18 protein-coding genes and 1 rRNA gene are annotated in these 19,044 nt (G+C 60.1%); 9 read left to right on the top strand and 10 right to left on the bottom strand.

All coding sequences use genetic code 11. The annotated features are described in order from the left end of the window. Position 1: 1 nt before the first annotated feature. The gene (locus HX812_RS06610; protein WP_038842725.1) at positions 2–1,291 is read right to left on the bottom strand and encodes an MFS transporter; all 1,290 of its coding nucleotides are present in this window, start codon (positions 1,289–1,291) and stop codon (positions 2–4) included. Positions 1,292–1,475: 184 nt separating this feature from the next. Here HX812_RS06610 and HX812_RS06615 point away from each other — a divergent pair, with 184 nt between their 5' ends. Further along, on the top strand, positions 1,476–2,894 hold the full coding sequence (locus HX812_RS06615; RefSeq protein ID WP_033898403.1) for a short-chain fatty acid transporter: 1,419 nt from the start codon (positions 1,476–1,478) through the stop codon (positions 2,892–2,894). Positions 2,895–2,930: 36 nt separating this feature from the next. Here the strand turns inward: HX812_RS06615 and HX812_RS06620 are convergent, their stop codons facing one another. Both HX812_RS06620 and HX812_RS06625 read right to left on the bottom strand, forming a co-directional pair. Continuing rightward, positions 2,931–3,275, bottom strand: coding sequence for a DUF86 domain-containing protein (locus HX812_RS06620; RefSeq protein ID WP_038842723.1), 345 nt, complete (start codon positions 3,273–3,275; stop codon positions 2,931–2,933). After that, positions 3,272–3,562: a nucleotidyltransferase family protein gene (locus HX812_RS06625; protein ID WP_038842721.1), complete on the bottom strand. Its 291-nt coding sequence runs from the start codon at positions 3,560–3,562 to the stop codon at positions 3,272–3,274. The genes HX812_RS06620 and HX812_RS06625 overlap by 4 nt, the downstream gene beginning before the upstream one ends. A gap of 240 nt (positions 3,563–3,802) precedes the next feature. Here HX812_RS06625 and HX812_RS06630 point away from each other — a divergent pair, with 240 nt between their 5' ends. The 4 genes from HX812_RS06630 (at position 3,803) to HX812_RS06645 (ending at position 7,870) form a co-directional block, all read left to right on the top strand. Further along, positions 3,803–4,123 carry a hypothetical protein gene (locus HX812_RS06630; RefSeq protein WP_038842718.1) on the top strand — a complete coding sequence of 107 codons (321 nt, stop codon included), beginning with the start codon at positions 3,803–3,805 and terminating at the stop codon, positions 4,121–4,123. Between the two features lie 82 nt (positions 4,124–4,205). Beyond that, a complete protein-coding gene (acpA, locus tag HX812_RS06635; protein WP_038842715.1) occupies positions 4,206–5,906 on the top strand; it encodes an acid phosphatase in 1,701 nt (566 codons plus the stop codon). A 122-nt stretch (positions 5,907–6,028) separates the two neighbouring features. Then, entirely contained in the window at positions 6,029–7,198 is a 1,170-nt protein-coding gene (locus tag HX812_RS06640) for a hypothetical protein (RefSeq protein ID WP_038842712.1), read from the top strand. Between the two features lie 147 nt (positions 7,199–7,345). Further along, the gene (locus tag HX812_RS06645; protein WP_038842710.1) at positions 7,346–7,870 is read left to right on the top strand and encodes a hypothetical protein; all 525 of its coding nucleotides are present in this window, start codon (positions 7,346–7,348) and stop codon (positions 7,868–7,870) included. Here HX812_RS06645 and can read toward each other — a convergent pair. After that, complete coding sequence (gene can, locus HX812_RS06650; protein ID WP_003188288.1) at positions 7,867–8,511, bottom strand: carbonate dehydratase; 645 nt, start codon at positions 8,509–8,511, stop codon at positions 7,867–7,869. The genes HX812_RS06645 and can overlap by 4 nt on opposite strands. 139 nt (positions 8,512–8,650) lie before the next feature. Here can and HX812_RS06655 point away from each other — a divergent pair, with 139 nt between their 5' ends. Then, positions 8,651–8,953 (top strand): hypothetical protein, encoded by a 303-nt coding sequence (locus HX812_RS06655; protein WP_038842706.1) that lies wholly within the window; start codon positions 8,651–8,653, stop codon positions 8,951–8,953. 11 nt (positions 8,954–8,964) lie between these two features. Here HX812_RS06655 and rimI read toward each other — a convergent pair whose 3' ends face one another. Further along, positions 8,965–9,417, bottom strand: a complete 453-nt coding sequence (rimI, locus tag HX812_RS06660) for a ribosomal protein S18-alanine N-acetyltransferase (protein ID WP_005784514.1) — start codon at positions 9,415–9,417, stop codon at positions 8,965–8,967. Continuing rightward, entirely contained in the window at positions 9,410–10,156 is a 747-nt protein-coding gene (locus tag HX812_RS06665) for a hypothetical protein (protein WP_050572370.1), read from the bottom strand. The genes rimI and HX812_RS06665 overlap by 8 nt, the downstream gene beginning before the upstream one ends. Positions 10,157–10,343: 187 nt before the next feature. Here HX812_RS06665 and mksB point away from each other — a divergent pair, with 187 nt between their 5' ends. The 3 genes from mksB to mksF are packed head-to-tail and all read left to right on the top strand — an operon-like array spanning position 10,344 to position 15,155. Then, a complete protein-coding gene (gene mksB, locus HX812_RS06670) occupies positions 10,344–11,621 on the top strand; it encodes an Mks condensin complex protein MksB (RefSeq protein ID WP_033898394.1) in 1,278 nt (425 codons plus the stop codon). Further along, on the top strand, positions 11,611–12,318 hold the full coding sequence (mksE, locus tag HX812_RS06675) for an Mks condensin complex protein MksE (RefSeq protein WP_012722059.1): 708 nt from the start codon (positions 11,611–11,613) through the stop codon (positions 12,316–12,318). The genes mksB and mksE overlap by 11 nt, the downstream gene beginning before the upstream one ends. After that, on the top strand, positions 12,315–15,155 hold the full coding sequence (mksF, locus tag HX812_RS06680; protein ID WP_038842696.1) for an Mks condensin complex protein MksF: 2,841 nt from the start codon (positions 12,315–12,317) through the stop codon (positions 15,153–15,155). The genes mksE and mksF overlap by 4 nt, the downstream gene beginning before the upstream one ends. Before the next feature lie 61 nt (positions 15,156–15,216). On the opposite strand, the gene HX812_RS06685 is transcribed toward mksF, so the two are convergent. The 4 genes from HX812_RS06685 to rrf all read right to left on the bottom strand — a co-directional run. Continuing rightward, complete coding sequence (locus HX812_RS06685; RefSeq protein WP_038842694.1) at positions 15,217–17,520, bottom strand: PqiB family protein; 2,304 nt, start codon at positions 17,518–17,520, stop codon at positions 15,217–15,219. After that, complete coding sequence (locus HX812_RS06690) at positions 17,513–18,136, bottom strand: paraquat-inducible protein A (RefSeq protein ID WP_033898388.1); 624 nt, start codon at positions 18,134–18,136, stop codon at positions 17,513–17,515. Before HX812_RS06690 ends, HX812_RS06685 begins: the two co-directional genes overlap by 8 nt. Further along, complete coding sequence (locus tag HX812_RS06695) at positions 18,123–18,782, bottom strand: paraquat-inducible protein A (RefSeq protein WP_038842691.1); 660 nt, start codon at positions 18,780–18,782, stop codon at positions 18,123–18,125. Before HX812_RS06695 ends, HX812_RS06690 begins: the two co-directional genes overlap by 14 nt. 158 nt (positions 18,783–18,940) lie before the next feature. After that, positions 18,941–19,044: ribosomal RNA gene (rrf, locus tag HX812_RS06700) — 5S ribosomal RNA — on the bottom strand; the annotation flags it as partial.

The raw sequence follows: 19,044 nt of genomic DNA on the forward strand, positions 1-19,044 counted from the left end.
TCTAGGCGGCCAAGGTGTGGCGCTTGCCGAACAGCGCCACACTCACCACCCCCACCGCCCCCATCACCGCGCAATACCCCACGCAAATCCACGGGCTGGTCGGCATCAGCGCAATCAGCAACAACGGCGTGGTACTCGCCCACAGCGCGTAGGCAATGTTGTAGGTGAAGGAAATCCCGGACACCCGCACCTGCGCCGGAAACAGGCCGACCATCACCGACGGCACCGCGCCCACCACACCACAGCTCAAGCCCGCCACGGCGTACGCCGCACCCAGCCAGATACCGCCGCTGATCAGGCTGGCATACAGCACCGCAATCCCCACCGGCAGCAACAGGCTGTAGACCAGCACCGCGCGCCAGGCGCCGATGCGGTCGACCAGCAAGCCGGCCAGCACACAGCCGATATTGAGGAATACGATGCCCAAGGCGCTCAAGGCGAAGGTGTGGCTGGGGCTCATGCCGAAGGTTTTCTGCATCATGGTCGGGGTGATGACCACCAACACCACCACGGCGGAGGTGAGCACGCAGGTGAGGATCATTGCCGGTAACAACACGGCGCGGTGGTCACGCAACACGGTGCGCAGGGGGAGTTCGGCGGCGGCCTGGCGGCGGGCCTGCATTTCGAGGAACACCGGGGTTTCGCTGAGCCAGCGGCGCAGCCACACGCCAATCACGCCGAACACGCCGCCGAGCAGGAAGGGAAAGCGCCAGGCGTAGTCGAGGATTTCGGCCGGGGTGAAAACTTGCGCCAGCAGGGTCGCCGTCAACGCACCGAGCAGATAGCCGAAGGTCAGGCCGGCTTGCAGGAAGCCCAGGGCGTAACCGCGATGGTGGGGTGGCGCGTGTTCGGCGACGAAGGTCCAGGCACTCGGCACTTCACCGCCCACCGCCGCGCCTTGCAGCACGCGCAACGCCAGCAGGATCAGCGGTGCGAAATAACCGATTTGCGCGTAGGTCGGCATGATCCCGATCAGCAGGCAGGGCAGCGCCATCATCAGAATGCTCAGGCTGAACACGCGCTTGCGCCCCAGATGATCGGCAAAGTGGGCCATCAGGATGCCGCCCAGCGGGCGCGCCAGGTAGCCAGTGACAAAAATGCCAAAGCTTTGCAACAGGCGCAGCCACTCGGGCATTTCCGGCGGGAAGAACAGCTGGCTCAAGGTCAGCGCGAAAAACACGAAGATGATGAAGTCGTAGATTTCCAGGGCACCGCCCAGGGCGGCCAGGCCCAGGGTTTTGTAGTCGGAGCGGGAAAAACGCTGCGCCTGTGCAGGAAGGGTGGCAGTCATGTGGAGGCTCGGCAGACAAACAAAATGGCGTGCAGGTTATGAGCTGAGCCCATTGATGGCAATCACGACAGATATATTTGTTTTCCTCATGGATCGATGAAGATAACTGCATTCCCATATCAATGGCCGTAGCGGAACATGCCGGAAAATTGCCTGCACCTAATAACTATAAGAGGAAAGACTCGTGGCCGACGCTATCGAAGAAAGCCGCTATGCCCGCTTTGCCCTGCGTTGCTCCAACTTCGCCGAACGCTGGTTCCCCGACTCCTGGGTGTTTGCCGCACTCGCCGTGATCATCGTCGCCGTGGCGACCCTGGGCATGGGCGCCGCGCCGACCGAGGCCGCCAAAGCGTTCGGTGACGGGTTCTGGAGCCTGATCCCGTTCACCATGCAGATGGCCTTCGTGGTGATCGGCGGTTATGTGGTGGCCAGTTCGCCGCCCGCGGTGAAACTGATCGACCGCCTGGCGCGTATCCCCAAGAACGGCCGCTCCGCCGTGGCCTGGGTGGCGTTGATCTCGATGGTCGCCTCCTTGCTGAACTGGGGCCTGTCCCTAGTGTTCGGCGGTTTGCTGGTACGGGCGCTGGCGCGTCGTACGGATTTGAAGATGGATTACCGCGCGGCCGGTGCCGCGGCGTATCTGGGGCTGGGCGCCGTATGGGCGCTGGGGTTGTCGTCGTCCGCCGCGCAGTTGCAGGCCAACCCGGCCAGCCTGCCGCCGTCGATCCTGTCGATCACGGGGGTGATCCCGTTCACTGACACCATCTTCCTGTGGCAATCCGGCGTGTTGCTGCTGGCGTTGATCGTGGTCTCGCTGATCATCGCCTACGCCACCGCGCCCGGCCCGAACAGCGCGCGTGATGCCAAGGCCTGTGGCGTCGACCCGGCGTTCAACCTGCCAAAGATTCAAGCACCGACGCGACCCGGTGAATGGCTGGAACACAGCCCGTTGCTGACCATCCTGCTGGCGCTGCTGGCGGCCGGTTGGCTGTTCCATGAGTTCTCGACCAAGCCGGCAATCAGTGCAATTTCGGGGCTGAACACCTACAACTTCCTGTTCATCATGGTCGGCGCCCTGCTGCACTGGCGCCCGCGCAGCTTCCTCGATGCGGTGGCCCGTGCGGTACCCACCACCACCGGCGTGCTGATCCAGTTCCCACTGTACGGCTCGATTGCCGCGCTGATGACGGTGGTGAAAGGCGGCGACGGCCAGACTCTGGCCCACCACATTTCGACCTTCTTCACGTCCATCGCCTCCCACGACACCTACGCGCTGCTGATGGGCGTGTACTCGGCGGTACTCGGTTTCTTCATTCCGTCGGGCGGCGGCAAGTGGATCATCGAAGCGCCCTATGTGATGCAGGTGGCCAATGACCTGCAATATCACCTGGGCTGGGCGGTGCAGATCTACAACGCTGCCGAGGCGCTGCCAAACCTGATCAACCCGTTCTATATGCTGCCGTTGCTGGGCGTGCTGGGGCTGAAGGCGCGGGATTTGATCGGGTTTTCGTTCGTGCAGTTGCTGGTGCACACGCCGCTGGTGTTGTTCTTGCTGTGGGCGTTGGGGACGACGTTGAAGTATTTGCCGCCGGTCATGCCCTGATCAACGGATGAAGCACCTGTTGTTGCAACGGGTGCTTCATACAGCTGCGACGGGAAGACGCTCCAATAAATCAGGTAAAGCGCTCTGGATCGTGTCCCAAACCACATCAAGGTTAATATCGAAGTAACCGTGGGCGATTCGGTTGCGCATTCCGCGCATGCTACGCCATGGTACTTGTGAGTGAGCTGCCGCAAAATCCGGGTACTGGTCCATGATTTTCGTCGACGCCTCACCAATGATGATCAAGCTCATAATCACGGCTTGTTGGGTACGTCTGTCTTCCAGGAATTCATCTTTGCCCAAACCCTCGACAAAGGTGATCGCATCTGTAGCCGCTTGCCGAATGTGATTCAAATAATCTTCAAGACGGTTCATTGTCATACTGGCCGCGCCTCTGCCAACACTTTTGCGCGAAACTTCAACGGCAAATCTGCGGGCGTCAGCAAGTCCACATTGACCCCGAGCAGATCCTCAAGCTCGACCTGCAGCCCGCCAAGATCAAAAAGCGTCGTTCCAGGCGGTGCATCGACCAACAAATCCAGATCACTGCCCTCTTGGTCGGTCCCCAGCAACACAGACCCGAATACTCTTGGGTTTGAGATGCGAAAGCGTCCGACCACTTCTCTGACGGCGGCTCGCTGTTGGTCAAGGGCGGTTGAAGGTTTCACGGTTCACCTCAATGGCATCCATTATCCAACCAGTCTAGCAGTGCAGGCCGCCAGTAGACACATGCATACCGCCCGTTAAAACACCTGACCCCGAATACAATCGACAAGATGAAAGCCAGTTCTCTGACCAAACGCGTAGGCTTATCTCACTCAGATGGATGGCCCTTCCTGACTCCTCCCATCAACGCCTTTGATTAACCTGTCTCGGATTCCTCCTCACCTGAAACCAAGGAAAATCCGATGACGCCCCTCTCCAAATCACTGGAAGAACTGATCACTGATATCTACAAGGACGACAACGTTTCGGTCACCGAATACCGAACCTTGCGCGACGAAGCCGACCGCCGCATGGCCGCCGTGATCAAGGAGTTCGGCCTGCATAACAACATCACCGCGTTACAGAAATCGATCGACGTGGCGATGCAACTGTTGCAGACCAGTGTCATCGATGCAAAGAAGGCCAAGCTGACCGACACCGGCGAGGCCATCGTCAAGGATGCGGTGACGGCCCAGGTGGAGTACTTGCGCGCGGGCAGCCAGCTGGCACTGCGCCTGCTGTGAAATCAGTGTCTTCGTTCCGTCACATTGCATTGCTACCGTCCTGCGAAATATCTTGCAACATCTCGCCAAGGACTCCCCCGCAATGAGTGACGAGCACGAAGACCGCCCTGCCCCCGATTCCGCCGCCCCACCACCGGTCGACACCAGCCGCCGGCGCTTCCTGGGAGGCGCGGCGGTATTGGGGGTCGGCGCGACGTTAAGTGCCTGCGGCAACACCAGCGAAGCGCCGGGCAAACCGGTGGCACGTCCGCTCACGTCGCAAGAGTTGGACAAGGCACTGCACGACCAGGTGAAAACCGTGGTGGTGATTTATGCCGAGAACCGCAGCTTCAATAACCTGTTTGCAGATTTCCCTGGTGTGGAGAAGCCGCTGTCGGCGCTGTCCGCCGCCGATACCCAACAACGCGACCGCGACGGAAGCCTGCTGACCACCCTGCCACCGGCCTGGGGTGGCGTGCTGCAAGTCGGGCCGCAATCGGTGGACGGGGTGATCTATCCCAGTGAAGTGCAATTCCAGGAAAACCTGCCCAATGCGCCCTTCGCCCTCAAGGGCCCGAACGCCGAAGACCTGCCCCTGAGCCTGGTCACCCGCGACTTGTGGCACGTGTTCTACCAGAACCAGATGCAAATCAATGGCGGTAAAAACGACAATTTTGTCGCCTGGGCCGACTCGGGTGGGCTGGTAATGGGTCATTACGCCCAGAGCCGTTATTCCCTGCGCCTGTGGGACGTTGCCAAGGAATTTGTACTCTGCGATAACTTCTTCCAGGGGGCATTTGGTGGCTCGTTCCTCAACCACCAGTACCTGATCAGCGCCACCGCGCCGTTTTACCCGAATGCCGCGCAATCGGTGGCCAAGGCGCAGATCGCCACGCTGCAAAGCGATGACCCCACCGACCCGCGCCTCAAGCCGCTGGACAAGTCGCCAGCCAGCGCCATGACCGGCCCACCGCAGTTCGGCCCCAGCGCGTTGACCCCAGACGGTTACGGCGTGAATACCTTGGCCCCGCCCTACTGGCCGACCTGGATCCGCGACCCGGAAAACCCGGATTACTCCAAACCCGACCTGCCCAATGTGCTGGTGCCGCAAACCCACGAACACATTGGCGACAAGCTGTCGAAAAAGAATGTCGACTGGGCCTGGTATGCCGGTGCGTGGCAAGCCACCCTGGATCAGTTCAAGGATTCGGGCGGTATTCCGAAGATCCCCAACTTCCAGTATCACCACCAGCCGTTCAACTACTTCAAGCAGCAGGGTCCTGAGAATCGTGTGGAGCGTGACAAGCGCCTGCGCGATGGCGGCCTGGGTGACGAGTCCAGCACCAACAAGTTCTTCGCTGACGCGCAAGCCGGCAAGCTGCCTGCCGTGACCTTCTACAAGCCCCAGGGCAACCTGAACATGCACGCGGGTTACGCCGACGTGGCCTCGGGCGACCGCCATATCGCCCGCGCCCTGAAGGTGCTGCAAGAAAGCCCGCAGTGGAAAAACATGGTGGTGGTGGTGACCGTCGATGAAAACGGCGGCTGGTGGGACCATGTGGCACCGCCCAAGGGCGACCGTTGGGGCCCTGGTACGCGGATCCCGGCGATCGTGGTGTCGCCGTTTGCACGCAAGGGCACCGTTGACCATACGGTGTACGACACGGCGTCGATCCTGCGCTTGATCACCCGCGTATTCCAACTGGAGACCTTGGATGGCCTCAAGCAACGCGATGACGCGATGACCGCCCGTGGCCAGAAACCCATGGGCGACTTGAGCAACGCGTTGCAGTTCAGCCTGTAGGTTTTCTTATCCAATAGCGACACACCTGGCGATTTAGCACGCGGTTTTCCTGGTCAACCGCTACTGTGTGGAGGTGGGCTTTCACCCCGCGCAGACGGGCTTTCGCTGACAAGGAAACAACAATGTTTAAACCGACCAGGTTGTCCTTCACCCTGGCCGCACTGATGGCGAGTGCGGTCGTACAGGCCGACATCGAGGTGCCATTGGGGAGTACGCAACGCGTGACCCAACTGTTCGCCTTCCCCAACAATTGCAATGTGATCTGCTTTCGGCCATGGACGCTGGAACAGACTGCCGAGCATTACTTGAACCAGAGCCTGCAGCGGGATGGCTACAGCCGCGCAAAAGTCAGCGTCAAGACCCATGACGGGCAGGTGTCAGCGACCTTCAGCGGTGTGCCTGACAATTACGGCCAACCCCTGACCACGTTGCTCAATACCGCCGACCTGGCCTATCAAGGCGCCAACAAACTCAACACTGAGGGCAAGTGGGCCTATAACTGGTACCTGTTCCTGCCGTTGGGCATGGCCCTGGAAAACCGCAAGAGCATCGAGCTACTGCACTTTCCACCGGATTATTCGCTGACCCAGGCCCAGGATTACCTGGAATCAGCCACCACCGACCGCTGGGCCACGTTGCTCACGGATAACGGCATCCCGGCCACCGAAACGCCGGCTTACCAGACCATCATCGATATTGCGCCTATCGCCGCGCCTTCCAACGCGGGCAAGGACCTGGAAACCGTCTACAGCTACTTCACCGACTACCAGACGCGCATGGTCCAGGAACTGAGCCTGTCCGCCAAAGGCGCGTTGCCGATGGTGGCATTTGGCGCACCGGTACGCAGCTGGATCAAGCAGCAGTATGGGCAGACCGTGAACGTGCTGAGCCTGGCGCAGATCAGCCCGACGCCGGGCAAAAGCGTGTCAGTGCTGGGCGCCAACCACCCGAGCTATATCTGGTATGCCGCAAGCCCCGACACCTACGATGGCAACGAGCAGAAAGCCGACGAGGCCGGCTTGAAGGTGATGGGTCAGGATTTGAGCGCCGCCTGCTGGCAGGCCGGCATGGGGCAAAAACCTGCAAGCGATCCAAACGTATTGCTCAAGGCGTGCATGAATACGTGGCAGGTAACGCGCAAGGAACAGACGTGCGAATTGTTCTACACCTCGGTGCGCAACATGACCTCGGTGGATGCCAATGCAAAATGCGCCACACCGGCCATCAAGGGCCAGTTGAAACAGCTGAAAAACGCCGCCCCAGCCCCCGCCATCACAGCGCCTGCGCTGTAAATCGCACAAAAAGTGACCGATTTCTACTGTCAACATTGACAGTAGAAATCGGTCCAATGTTCGGAGAGTCTTGAGCCTCGCTCACCCGCTGCAAGACTGGTAGTCAGACACCACCCGCAGATCGATGCAGCCTAACCCAGGAGAGTTATGAAAACTCAGGCCATGGATAAGGCTAAAACTGCTGTGAATGACTGCCTTTACCCTTTCGCGAACCTATCTCTTGCAAGCGGCTACCCCTCAAGCCGCGAGTTTCAAGTGGTTAACAACCGAGAAGGTGAGTCCATAGGGATCAAGGCTCGCGTCAGTTTTGACAGTCAGACGTGTATTGCCAGGTTATCCGGCTATGCGTTGAGTGAACTGGGGCAACATGCGTTCCAGATTTCTTCGCGCATTTACCTGTATGACCGATGGTTCATGGGCCTGATTCGTCACTCGTGCGCGCCCAATACGTGTGCCGACACTGACTACCTGGAGCTGTGGACAGTGGCAAAAGTCAGCGCCGGCAGCTGGATCACACTCGACTTCACGTTGACGTTCGACAGCTTGCACCGCCAATTTTCTTGCCATTGCGGCGCCCATCATTGCAGAGGCTGGATCAAAGGAGGGAAGCAACAAATCAACACAGAGGGGCTGCGCTTCCTGGAACAGAAGCGCAGCCCCGGCGGCGCTTAGGCTTCACCCAACGGACGCAGGCGATACTGCGGCGGCAATTGCTCGAAGCCACTTATGGTGGTGTTCAAGCTCTTCCAGCGCCCATCCTTGATGCCGTAGATGCAGCCATGGATCGACAGGCTCTGCCCACGGTGCCAGGCGTTTTGCACAATGCTGGTGTGGCCGACGTTGGCCACTTGCTGGATCACGTTCAGCTCGCACATACGGTCGACGCGCTCTTCTTCGGTCGGCAACTGAGCCAGCACATCACGGTTTTCGTAATAGAGGTCACGAATGGTGCGCAGCCAGCCGTCGATCAGGCCGAACTGACGGTCCTGCATCGAGGCGCGCACGCCGCCGCAGCCGTAGTGGCCGGTAACGAGGATGTGTTTGACCTTGAGCACGTCCACTGCGTACTGGATCACCGACAGGCAATTGAGGTCGGTGTGCAGCACTACGTTGGCCACGTTGCGGTGCACGAACAAATCCCCCGGCAGCATGCCGACGATCTCGTTGGCCGGCACGCGGGCGTCGGAACAGCCGATCCACAGGTATTCCGGAGTTTGCTGGCGGGCGAGCTTGGCGAAGAATTCGGGATCTTCCTGTTTGATCGCGTCCGCCCAGCGTTCATTGTTATCAAGCAGGTCTTGTAGTTCGTTCATCAGGGAAAGCCTCAGGAATGATGCGCAGTTTTGTGACTGACAACCCCACGTCCAGGTCACGCCGCGCGTGAATTAGCTTGAATCTTTGGGCCGCGCAGCCTGTCCACACACTATAAGCCCCACAGTATGAGGATAGGCCATGACTGAATCACGACGTCCCTACGGCGCTACGCAGCCCGAACCCATTGATGACAATGAAGATCGCATGGGTTCGATGCGTGAGCTGGATTTTGACCAGGATGAGCCCACGGCGCAGACCGGTGACGATTTAACCCCGGAAACCTTGATCCCTGAGGATGGCGCACGGGATGCCAGGGAGGAAGGCGAAGACAATCCGGCGGATTACGACCTGAGTATCGTGGACGAGGACGAGATTGGCGGCGGCAATGGCCTGGATGAGGCGGAATTGGCGAAGCGGGATCCGCTGGACGGAAACCGCTAGGTCAGGCGCGGTCAGTCGACCAGGGTACAGGCCATGACGACCGCGTCTTCGCGGCCTCCCACGGCGGGGTAATAATCCCGCCGACGGCCGATTTCGTTGAAGCCATAACGCTCATAGAGGCGGAACGCGCCGGTGTTGCTGTCGCGCACTTCCAGGAAGCACTCACGCGCACTGGCGGCGTAGGCGCGGGACATCAGGTGCTCCAGCAGCGCCAGGCCAAGGCCGCGTCCCTGGTTTTCCGGTTTGACGGTGATGTTCAGCAGGTGAGCCTCATCAAGGATGATCTGCACCACACCATGCCCTACCTGCTGCTCACCTTCGAACATCAACCAGATCTGGTATTTGCCCAGCCCATCGAGAAAGATCCCACGGGTCCAGGGGTGGCTGAACGCCGCGTATTCGATTTTCAGCACGGCGTCGAGGTCAGCCTCGGTCATCGGGCGAAAGGATAAAGCCTCACTCATCGGTTGTTTTCCAGCGCGCCATCAGCCGGCGCATGGCTTGCCAGACATCAGCCTTACGCTGTGGCTCTTCCATTAATAATTCCAGGCCCGGCAGGGCCCATACCGAACCCAGGCCTTCGACCTGCAGTTCGCGGTACCAGGCTTCGGCATTGGCTTCGCCGGCAAAGCGCACGGCGGGTAGTCCGATCAGCCACAGGCATACGCAGGGTTCGTCTTCCAGGCGCGCAGACACAAAACCTTGCACAAAATCCCTCGCGGCTTCCGGGCCCTGGTCCATGTTGCCGCGCACCAGCAGCGGCCAGCGCACCGGGTCGCCGACGATTTGCGGGCTGTCGGGCAGGCCGGCGGCGCGCAGCATGTCCTTGAGCAGCATGTAGGCGGGGTCGCGGGTCTGGAAACGTTCGCCGGTGGGCAACTCGACCAGCAGCAGGCAGCGCCCGGCCCGTAGCAACTGCAGGGCGAAACGCGGCGGCGGTACCACTGGGGCCTTGACCACCGGGGCCGCCTCTTCCACGACTTTGGCCGCCTTGGTCACCGGCGACGGACGCGGCACTTCGACCTTGGCCCGTTCGACGACCGGGCGCGCTTCAGGCGCAGGCTTGACCACCGCCACTGGCGCGGCCGCCTCCTCGCCGGACGACTCGAACGCCTCATAGGGCTCAAGCGCCTGCAACAGCTCGGGCCGCGACGGCGCGGCAAACGGCAGTTCGGTGCGGGGCAGCCAGTTGACCACCTGCATGGCGGTCAAGTAAGCGCGACGTCGGGACTCGATAAGCACAGCTCGGCCACTTGTGGATAACTAAAGAGCGGGGATTCTACCGCTGTTCGGCAACAATCGCCCACTGCGCACTGACCGGCTGTGGATAAATCCCGCGTCCGATGCAGTACAATCGCGACTTTTAATCGCCAACCAGCCGGCCATTCCGATGATCGAACCCAAGCGCGTCTTGCGCGCCCTCGCCGAACACTGGGCCCTGCTTGAGCCACTGTGCGAACACTTCGACCAAGGCACCTTGAGCCTTGGCGAGTTGCGCGCGCAACTGGCGGCCCAACAACTGGACAGCACGCCGCAGGACATTACCAGCCTGCTGGACGTGTGGATTCGCCTGGATATCCTGGTGCCTGTCGCCAAAAGCCCGAACCGTTTCGAGCTCAACGCACAGATCCACGACTTCCTGGCCTATCTTCGCAAGGAGCACCGGCTTGGCCTGTGCCTGGAAATCGAAGCCTACCTGCGCCATCTCGAGCGCCTGGCGGGTTATATCCAGGACGCCTTCGACATCCGTGATGGCCACGACCTCGCCCGCCAACTGCGCCTGCTCGATATGCGCGTGCGGGACGTGCTGAAGAAACTCGCCAACGACGAACAGGCCCTCGCCGCCGTGGCAGACCGGGCCAAGACCAGCGACCGGCAGATCCCGTTGCGCCAGCGTTACGCCGAAGTCCTGGCGACCTGGGACGAATACGTCGAACCGATGATCCAACTGGTGAACGCCGACGGTGCCTTCGAACAAGGCGTGCGCAAGGTGGAAAATGTGCTGCTGCGCATGCTCACCGAGCAACAGCGCCTCGGCCACCTGGTGGACGATGACATGCTGCTGCGCACCCATGCGCGCATCCTCGAAATGCAGACCAGCGCCCAGCTGACCTTGCGTCATGCCCGCGAACTGCTGCTGCCGCTGCGTGAAGAAGCGCGCCGGCACAACGCCGTGACCCGTGGCGCGGCGCTGGCCCTGTCGGCCATCCGCCGTAAAGGGCTGGACGCGGTGCCGCAAGCGGCGATGCCGATGTTCACCCGGCCGCAAAGCACCTTTCTCGGCAGTGCCAGCCAGGTGGAAGCTTATGTGTACGCCCTGGCGAACTTTGAGCCGAAACCGGCAAAATTCCCCAAGGCGCACAAATCCCACAAGGGCGACGCCCAGCGCGCACCGCGTACGGTCAAGGAAATGCTCGAACGCTGCGAAGACGCGCTGCCGATGCCAGACCTGATGACCTGGCTGCTGGAGCAGGAACCGGACGGCGCCACCGACGAATTGCTGTACTGGTTCTCGCGCCTGTCCCGCGAAAAACGCTTCAAGCGCGAACGCCTGGAACGCCGCGAGTACCACACCACCGAGCACCAGGTCAGCCTGCGCTCCTTCGCCCTGCTCCCGGTCGGTTCCGACGCCGCCGAGCACTCTGCGAGTACACCCCATGCATCTTGATCTATCCGAACTGTCCCAGCTGGCGCCGATCTTTCGCGAGCTGTTCAAGGGTTACCACGTCAGCCGCCGCGACCCGGAGCTGTACGCGCAACTGTCGAACTTCCAGGACCAGTACCGCACGCTGTTCAAGGCCCTGGGCTTTGAACTGGTGTGCGATACGCGGGGTTTCTACTACTTCGTGCCGGACTCCGCCATCGCCAGTGCGCAGGTGAACAAGACCGCCCAGCGCCTGGCGTTGTTCACCTTCATCATCGTCGAGCATTTGGCCGACCAGGGCCGCGACCCGATTGCCGTGCTCGATGGTGGCAGCCTCGGCCGGGATGAGCTGCCGTCGCTGCTGGAGAAGTACCGCGACCTGTTTATCCAGGCCGAAGTGCAGACCCAGGAAGAACTCGAAGAAAAAATCATGCGCCGCATGACCCAGCTGGGTTTTGCCAGCGAAGACAACGGCATCTATCGCTTCCTGCCGCCGATGCACCGCTTCCTCGATGTGTGCCTGTCGGTGCAGCAAGACCGTGACCTGGCGGCCAGCGTCCACAGCGTGTTGCCGCTGCCGGCACCGGTGATCATCGATGAAGACAGCGATGAGAAATTGCTGAAGACCGATGACCCGCTGGACTTGAGCGACTTTGCCGACGAAAGCGAAGAAGACGCCCTGGCCCGTGCTATTGCCGAAGAACAGGAGACCGACGCATGAGTAAGGAACGCTACGGCATCCGCCGCTTCGCCCTATTGAACACCGCCGGATACAGCTTGGGCTTGTTCCCGCTGGAGGAACCGCTGTCGGTGTATGGCGCGAACAACCTGGGTAAATCCGCGTCGATCAACGCCTTGCAGTTCCCGATCCTGGCGCGCATGTCGGACATGAGTTTCGGCAAGTACACCCTGGAACAATCGCGGCGCTTCTACTTTGCCACCGACACCAGCTACATCCTGGTGGAAGTCTCGCTGCCCCACGGCCCGCACGTGATCGGGGTGGTCGGGCGTGGCCCGGGCGGTGGTTTCGGTCACCAGTTCTTTGCCTATGCGGGCAAGCTGGACCTGGCTCACTACCAGAAGAATGACACCTGCCTGCGTCAGAAAGAGTTGTTCACCAACCTTGAGCGCGAAGGCCTGAAAGCCTACGAACTCAAGCCGGATGAACTGCGTCGTTTGCTGGTGGGCGGCCACACGTCGATCCCATTGGACCTGACCCTGATTCCGCTGCGTTCCACCAGCGAGCAGAGCCTGAAGACCTTCCGCGCACTGTTTATCAACCTGCTGCACATGCGCGAAATCACCGCGGCCAAGCTCAAGCAGCTGTTCCTCGATGCGTTCGAACACAGCCTGCGCTCCGGTAGCGTGGATTACATTGCGGCGTGCGAAGAAGCCTTCCGTGATGTGCGACGCATGGAACAGGACTACAACTCGCTGGTCGCCGCCGGCCCGTTGGTTGAAGCCCTGTCCAATGGCGTGCGCCTGCGCGACGTGTTGCGCGGCAAATTGCATCGCCTGTCGCCGCTGTTGGATTCGTTGCTGGGCACCTGGTCGGACTACGCCAGTGCACGCAAGGAAGAGCTGACCATCCAGGCCGAGCACTACCGTAACGAGCAGGACGCGTTGCAGAACGACCAGCGCGGCGGCACCCAGGAGTTGATGCGCCTGGAGCGGGAAATCAGCGGGATTCAGCGTTGGTTGGGCGAGCTGTCGGTACTCAAGCATCGCTTTGCGTTGGTGGATGACGTGAAGGTGCTGGAACAGCAGTTGCTGGCGGCCAAGGATGCTCATGATGAACTGGCGGGCGCGTTGGCGCAGTCGCGGCAGTTCAGCGCTGAGGACCTGGACGAGCGTCTACGCGACTTGGAAAAACGCCTGAAGTCGGTCAAGCAGCAACTCGACCACGCCGACAACAACAGCTACGCCAAGCTGCGGGAAGAATTCTCACAGCCGGATGTCGAGCGTCTGATGCGCCTGTTCAACAGTTCGTTGTTCAGCCTGCCATTGGGCGCGCATGGCATCACGCTGGACGAGGATGGCCTTTGGGTTAAATCCCTGGAGCAGATCCTCGATGGCTTCAAAGGTGAGCGTTTTGAAGTGCCGGGGCTGTCCATCGACATCTCCCACATCGAACCGCCTGCGTTGCAAGCCTTGGCAGACCGCGCGGCGTTGCGCGACCAGAAAGAACGCCTGGAGAAAGAACTCAAGCAGCTGAAAACCCAGCAGGCTGTCGCGTCTGACCGCGCTGCGAGCAAGACCCAGACCGAAGCGTTGTACCAGCAGGTGCTGGATGCGCAAAAGGCCCTGGAAGATTTCCGCCGCGCACAAACCCTGAGCGCAGAAGAAGGCGAGAAGCTGGAAAACCTGGCGCAGATGGAAGCAGCGCAGGACGAATTGAAGCGCTCCAGCGATGCGTTCACCGAGCGTGTCCAGCAACTGTCGGCCAAGCTGCAACTGGTGGGCCGCCAGATCGGCGATATGGAAGCCAAGCAACGCACGCTGGATGACGCGCTGCGCCGTCGTCAACTGTTGCCGGCGGACCTGCCGTTCGGCACACCGTTCATGGACCCGGTCGACGATTCCATGGACAACCTGCTGCCGCTGCTCAATGACTATCAGGATAGCTGGCAAGGCCTGTTGCGCGCTGATGGCCAGATCGAAGCGCTGTATGCCCAGGTGCGCCTCAAGGGCGTGGCCAAGTTCGACAGCGAGGATGACGTTGAGCGTCGCCTGCAGTTGCTGATCAACGCCTATGCACACCGTACCGATGAAGCCCTGACGTTGGGCAAGGCACGCCGTGCGGCGGTCACCGACATTGCGCGGACCCTACGCAATATCCGCAGCGACTACGACAGCCTTGAACACCAGTTGGCGTTGTTCAACCGCGAGATCAACAAACGCCAGGTCTCCAACCTGCAAAGCTTCCGCATCGTGCTGGCGCCGAACAAGGAAGCGCTCAAGCACATCGACCAGATCATCCACAGTGCCGGTCAGTATGAGGAAGGCGAAACGCTGTCGGTGTTCGACCTGAGCCAGAGTGCCGAGCAGGACAACAAGAACGAAGAAGCCAAGGAATACCTGGCTCGCCTGGTGGCCGCCAACCATAACCAGTTGGGCCTCAAGGACTTGTTCGAGCTGGCGTTCGAGATCACCAAGGTACATGGCCAGCCGGTGATTCACACCGACATCGATGGCGCGGCATCCAACGGCACCACCATGACCATCAAGGCACTGACCAACATGTACTTGTTGCTGCACTTGATGGACCGTGACCAGGCCGGGCGCGTGCGCTTGCCGTACTACCTCGATGAGGCGGCGGATATCGATGAGAAGAACCAGGCGGCGCTGCTGGAAACCAGCTTGCAGCTGGGCTTTGTGCCGATTCTGGCCAGTGTGAAGCCGCAGGTGTCGGCGCAGGTGGCCATCGACCTGGAAGGCGGCAGCGGGCCGAACGGGATCTATATCGATGAGGCGGACTGGAAGTACATCCGTCGCCACGATGTGGTGAAGGCGACGATGAATGTGCAGGCGGACGAGCCGGAGCTGGATGAAGTCTGATTTGTTTCGCTGAAATGCAAAAGGCCGCGATCTTCTGGATCGCGGCCTTTTTTATGAGCGCTTATTTGCCGAGTGGAATTTTAGGTGCCCAGGTCAGCCATTCATCTTCGAACTTGTCGAACAGCGGGAAGGTTTGTTGTGGGCGGGCGGCGTTGCCCATGCGTTCGCCGTCGGGTGTGGCGAAGGCGATACCGCCGGCGACCAGGGTTTCCAGGGACTCCGTGCGTACGGTGGCACCTTTGAACAGACCGAAGTCGAGGCCAAAGCCGCTGGTGTTCCAGAAGCGGCTGCCGCTGCGCACCAGTGGTGCATATTTAGGCTCGATCAGGATATGGATCAGTACGCGGTCTGCGGTCTGGCCCAACTCGTACCCGGTGACCTTGCCCACGGTGACTTCACGGTAAGTGACCGGTACACCTTCCTTCAGCGAACCACGGCGTGCGGCGCTGAGGGTCAGGCTCAGGCCAGCTTCCTGATGCACAGCTTCAGGCGGCTGGTCCAACGCGACGAAGCTCTTTTGCGGGCCGGCGTTTTTCGCCGCCGGTTGTACTTCGATGTATTGCCCGGTGACCAGGGTTTCCAGGTTGGAAGTTTTCATCAGGCCCAGTTCAGGCTTTACCACCCAGAACTGGCTGCCGACGCGTGCAATGCGGTCCGCCACTTGATTGATACGGGCGCTGAGCAGTACCGACTGCATGTCGGCGCTGAGATCGACACTTTCAATCTTGCCCACGTCCAGGCCTTTGAAACGCACGGGGGTGCCAGGGCGCAGGCCGTCGGCACGGTCGACCTTGATGGTCACCAAGGTGCCGTGTTGGTTGGCGGCTTCGCGGTCGGCAAACAGACGGAAACGCGGGATGCGCTTTTTCAACGGGACATTCGGTTCCGGGGTTTCGAAGGCGATACCGCCGGCCATCAGGCTGGCCAGCGACTCACTCTTGACCTGAATACCACCGGTGAGGCCGCCGGTCAGGGTGACGCCGCTGGCATTCCAGAAGCGCGTCGAGCCGTTGACCAGGTTCTCGTATTCCTTCTCGATGTGGACGCCGATCACCAGTTGCTTGTTCTTGCGCGAAAACTGGTAGCTCTGCACCGACCCGACCTTGACCTGCTTGTAGAGGATCGGGCTGCCGACATCCAGGGAGCCAAGGTTGTCAGTGAACAGCACCATGTGCAGGCCAGGGGAACGCAGGTCCAACGGCGGCGCCTTGGCGCGGGCAACGTACTCTCGTTGTGGAGGGCTGCCTTTGTCGCCTGGGCGGATGGCGATGTAGTTACCCTTGACCAAGGCTTCAAGACCAGTGATACCTGCCAGGGAGATAGACGGTTTGACGACCCAGAATTGAGTGTCCTGTACCAAATAGTCTTCGGCCAGGGGATCGAGCGTCAGTTCTGCGTTGGCACTGGAAAGGTCAGGGTTGATCTTCAGGGTTTTCAGGCTGCCGACTTGAATGCCTTTGTACATGACTGGCGTACGCCCCGCCTGTAGGCCTTCGAAATCGGTGAGCTTGACCTTGACCCTGATGCCGGCCGCGGCCGCGTCGAAATCTTCGTACAGACGGAAGGGCAGGCTCGGATCAGTCGGCGGACTGTCCTTACGATTCTCCGGCGTGGCAAAGGCGATGCCGCCGGCGACGATGCTGGAGAGTGATTCACTGCGGACTTTCACACCGGAAAGATTGGCGTCGATGCTGATGCCGCTGGCGTTCCAGAACCGCGTGTGTTTGCGCACCAGGCTGGCATAGGTCGGCTCGATATAGACCTTGATCTCGACAGTACTCTGGTCTTCGGAGAGCAGGTAGCTTTTGACCTGGCCGACCTGGATCTGCTTGTAGAACACCGGACTGCCACGGTTGAGCGAGCCGAGGCGGTCGGCCTTGACGGTCAGGTGCAGGCCGGGCTTGGCATCGGACAAAGGCGGCTCTTCAGAGAGCGCTTTGAATTTGCGTGTGGGCTCACCATCGCCTGGGCTGGCAGCAATGTAGTTACCTGACACCAGGGTTTCCAGACCGGTGATACCGGCGAGGGTGACGCTCGGTTTGACCAGCCAGAAGCGCGTATTGGTCTTGAGGTACTGGTCGACGTCCTTGTTCATCTCGATGGTGGCGATCACCCCACGATTGTTGCCCTCGTCGTCCAAGGCCAGAGCCTTGACCTTACCCACCGGCATGCCTTTGTAGACCACTTCGGTCTTGTTGACCTGGATGCCTTCACCGCTTTCAAAGCGCACCTGGATATCGATGCCCTGTTGGGAATAGGCACGCCACCCCAACCATCCACCGATGATCAGGGCAATCAGGGGCAGCACCCAAATAGCCGACCAGTTAGAGGCTGGGCGGGTTTTAGCTTTAGGCAAATCACTCATGGTCGTCGTCCGACTCCGTGTTATCCCAAATCAGTCGGGGATCGAAAGTTACTGCGGCAAGCATCGTCAAGATCACCACACTGGCGAACGCTGCAGCACCGAGATTGGCCTCGACACTGGCAAGTCGCCCAAAGTTTACAACCGCCACCAGGATGGCGATCACGAAGATATCCAGCATGGACCAGCGGCCAATGAATTCGATAAAGCGGTACATCACGATGCGTTGTTGCGCGGACAGCGGTTGGCGACGCTGCACCGAGAACAGTAGCAGACCTATGCCGACCAGCTTGAACGTGGGCACCAGGATACTGGCGATGAACACCACAGCGGCGATGGGGAACATGCCGTGCTGCACCAATTGGATCACACCGGCCATGATGGTACTGGGATCGCCCTGACCAAGGGAATTGATGGTCATGATCGGCAACAGGTTGGCGGGAATGTACAAGATGGCCGCCGTGATCAGCAGCGCCCATGTGCGGGCAAGGCTGTTGGGGCGACGAGCATGGATCAGTGCACCACAACGCGTGCAGATTTGCTCGTCGCTGTCGGCATCTTGTTTGTTCAACTCATGGCATTCGGTACAAATCAGAATGCCTGCATCAATCGCCCGCATGTTCATCCTCTCCTGACAACGCTTGCCAGATCTGGTGGGGCGACATCACCACCTCAAGCAACACCTGAACCATTAACAAGCTGACAAAGCAGACAAGACCCAGGCCTACCGTGATGGCGGCCATATCCGCGAGTTTAACGATGGCCACCAGGACGCCCATCAGATAGACCTCCAACATGCCCCAGTCTTTCATGTGATGGTAGATGCGGTACAACAGCAGTCCATAACTGCGGCCGATGTTCCAGCGAATACTGAGCAACACTGCTAACTGGCAAAGCAGCTTGAGCAAGGGAATCCCCATGCTGCACAGGAAGACAACAGCGGCGACGCCTTGCATGCCGGTATCGAACAGGCCGACGACGCCGCTCCACACGGTGTCTTCAGAGGACTGCCCAAGTAGATTGAGCTGCATGATCGGCAGAAAGTTCGCGGGGATGTACAACAGCAACGCCGCCAGCACCAGGGCGAGACTTCGCTCAACGACGTTGTGGCGGTGAGCGTACAGCTCGTAACCGCAACGCGGGCATTGGGCTTTTTCGCCGAGGGCGAGCACTGGTTTGCGCATCAGCAAGTCGCACTCATGGCATGCCACCAGGTCGTCCAGTGGTAAATCCGATACCTCACGGGCATCAACCGGATCGGGCATAAAGTAGGGCTCGGACTCTAAAAAAGGTTAGGTGCCTATTCTAGTGGTCTGGTTCAGAAATAACTGTGCAAATTTGTCGGGGGATTCGCGCTGCTGAAGTTTTCGCCCGCCCAAAACAAAACCCCATCTGCTTTCGCAAATGGGGTTTCGGAATTTAATCTTGACGATGACCTACTCTCACATGGGGAAACCCCACACTACCATCGGCGATGCATCGTTTCACTGCTGAGTTCGGGATGGGATCAGGTGGTTCCAATGCTCT

This window comes from Pseudomonas sp. IPO3749, assembly GCF_013386605.1.
Classification (GTDB): domain Bacteria; phylum Pseudomonadota; class Gammaproteobacteria; order Pseudomonadales; family Pseudomonadaceae; genus Aquipseudomonas; species Aquipseudomonas azotoformans_A.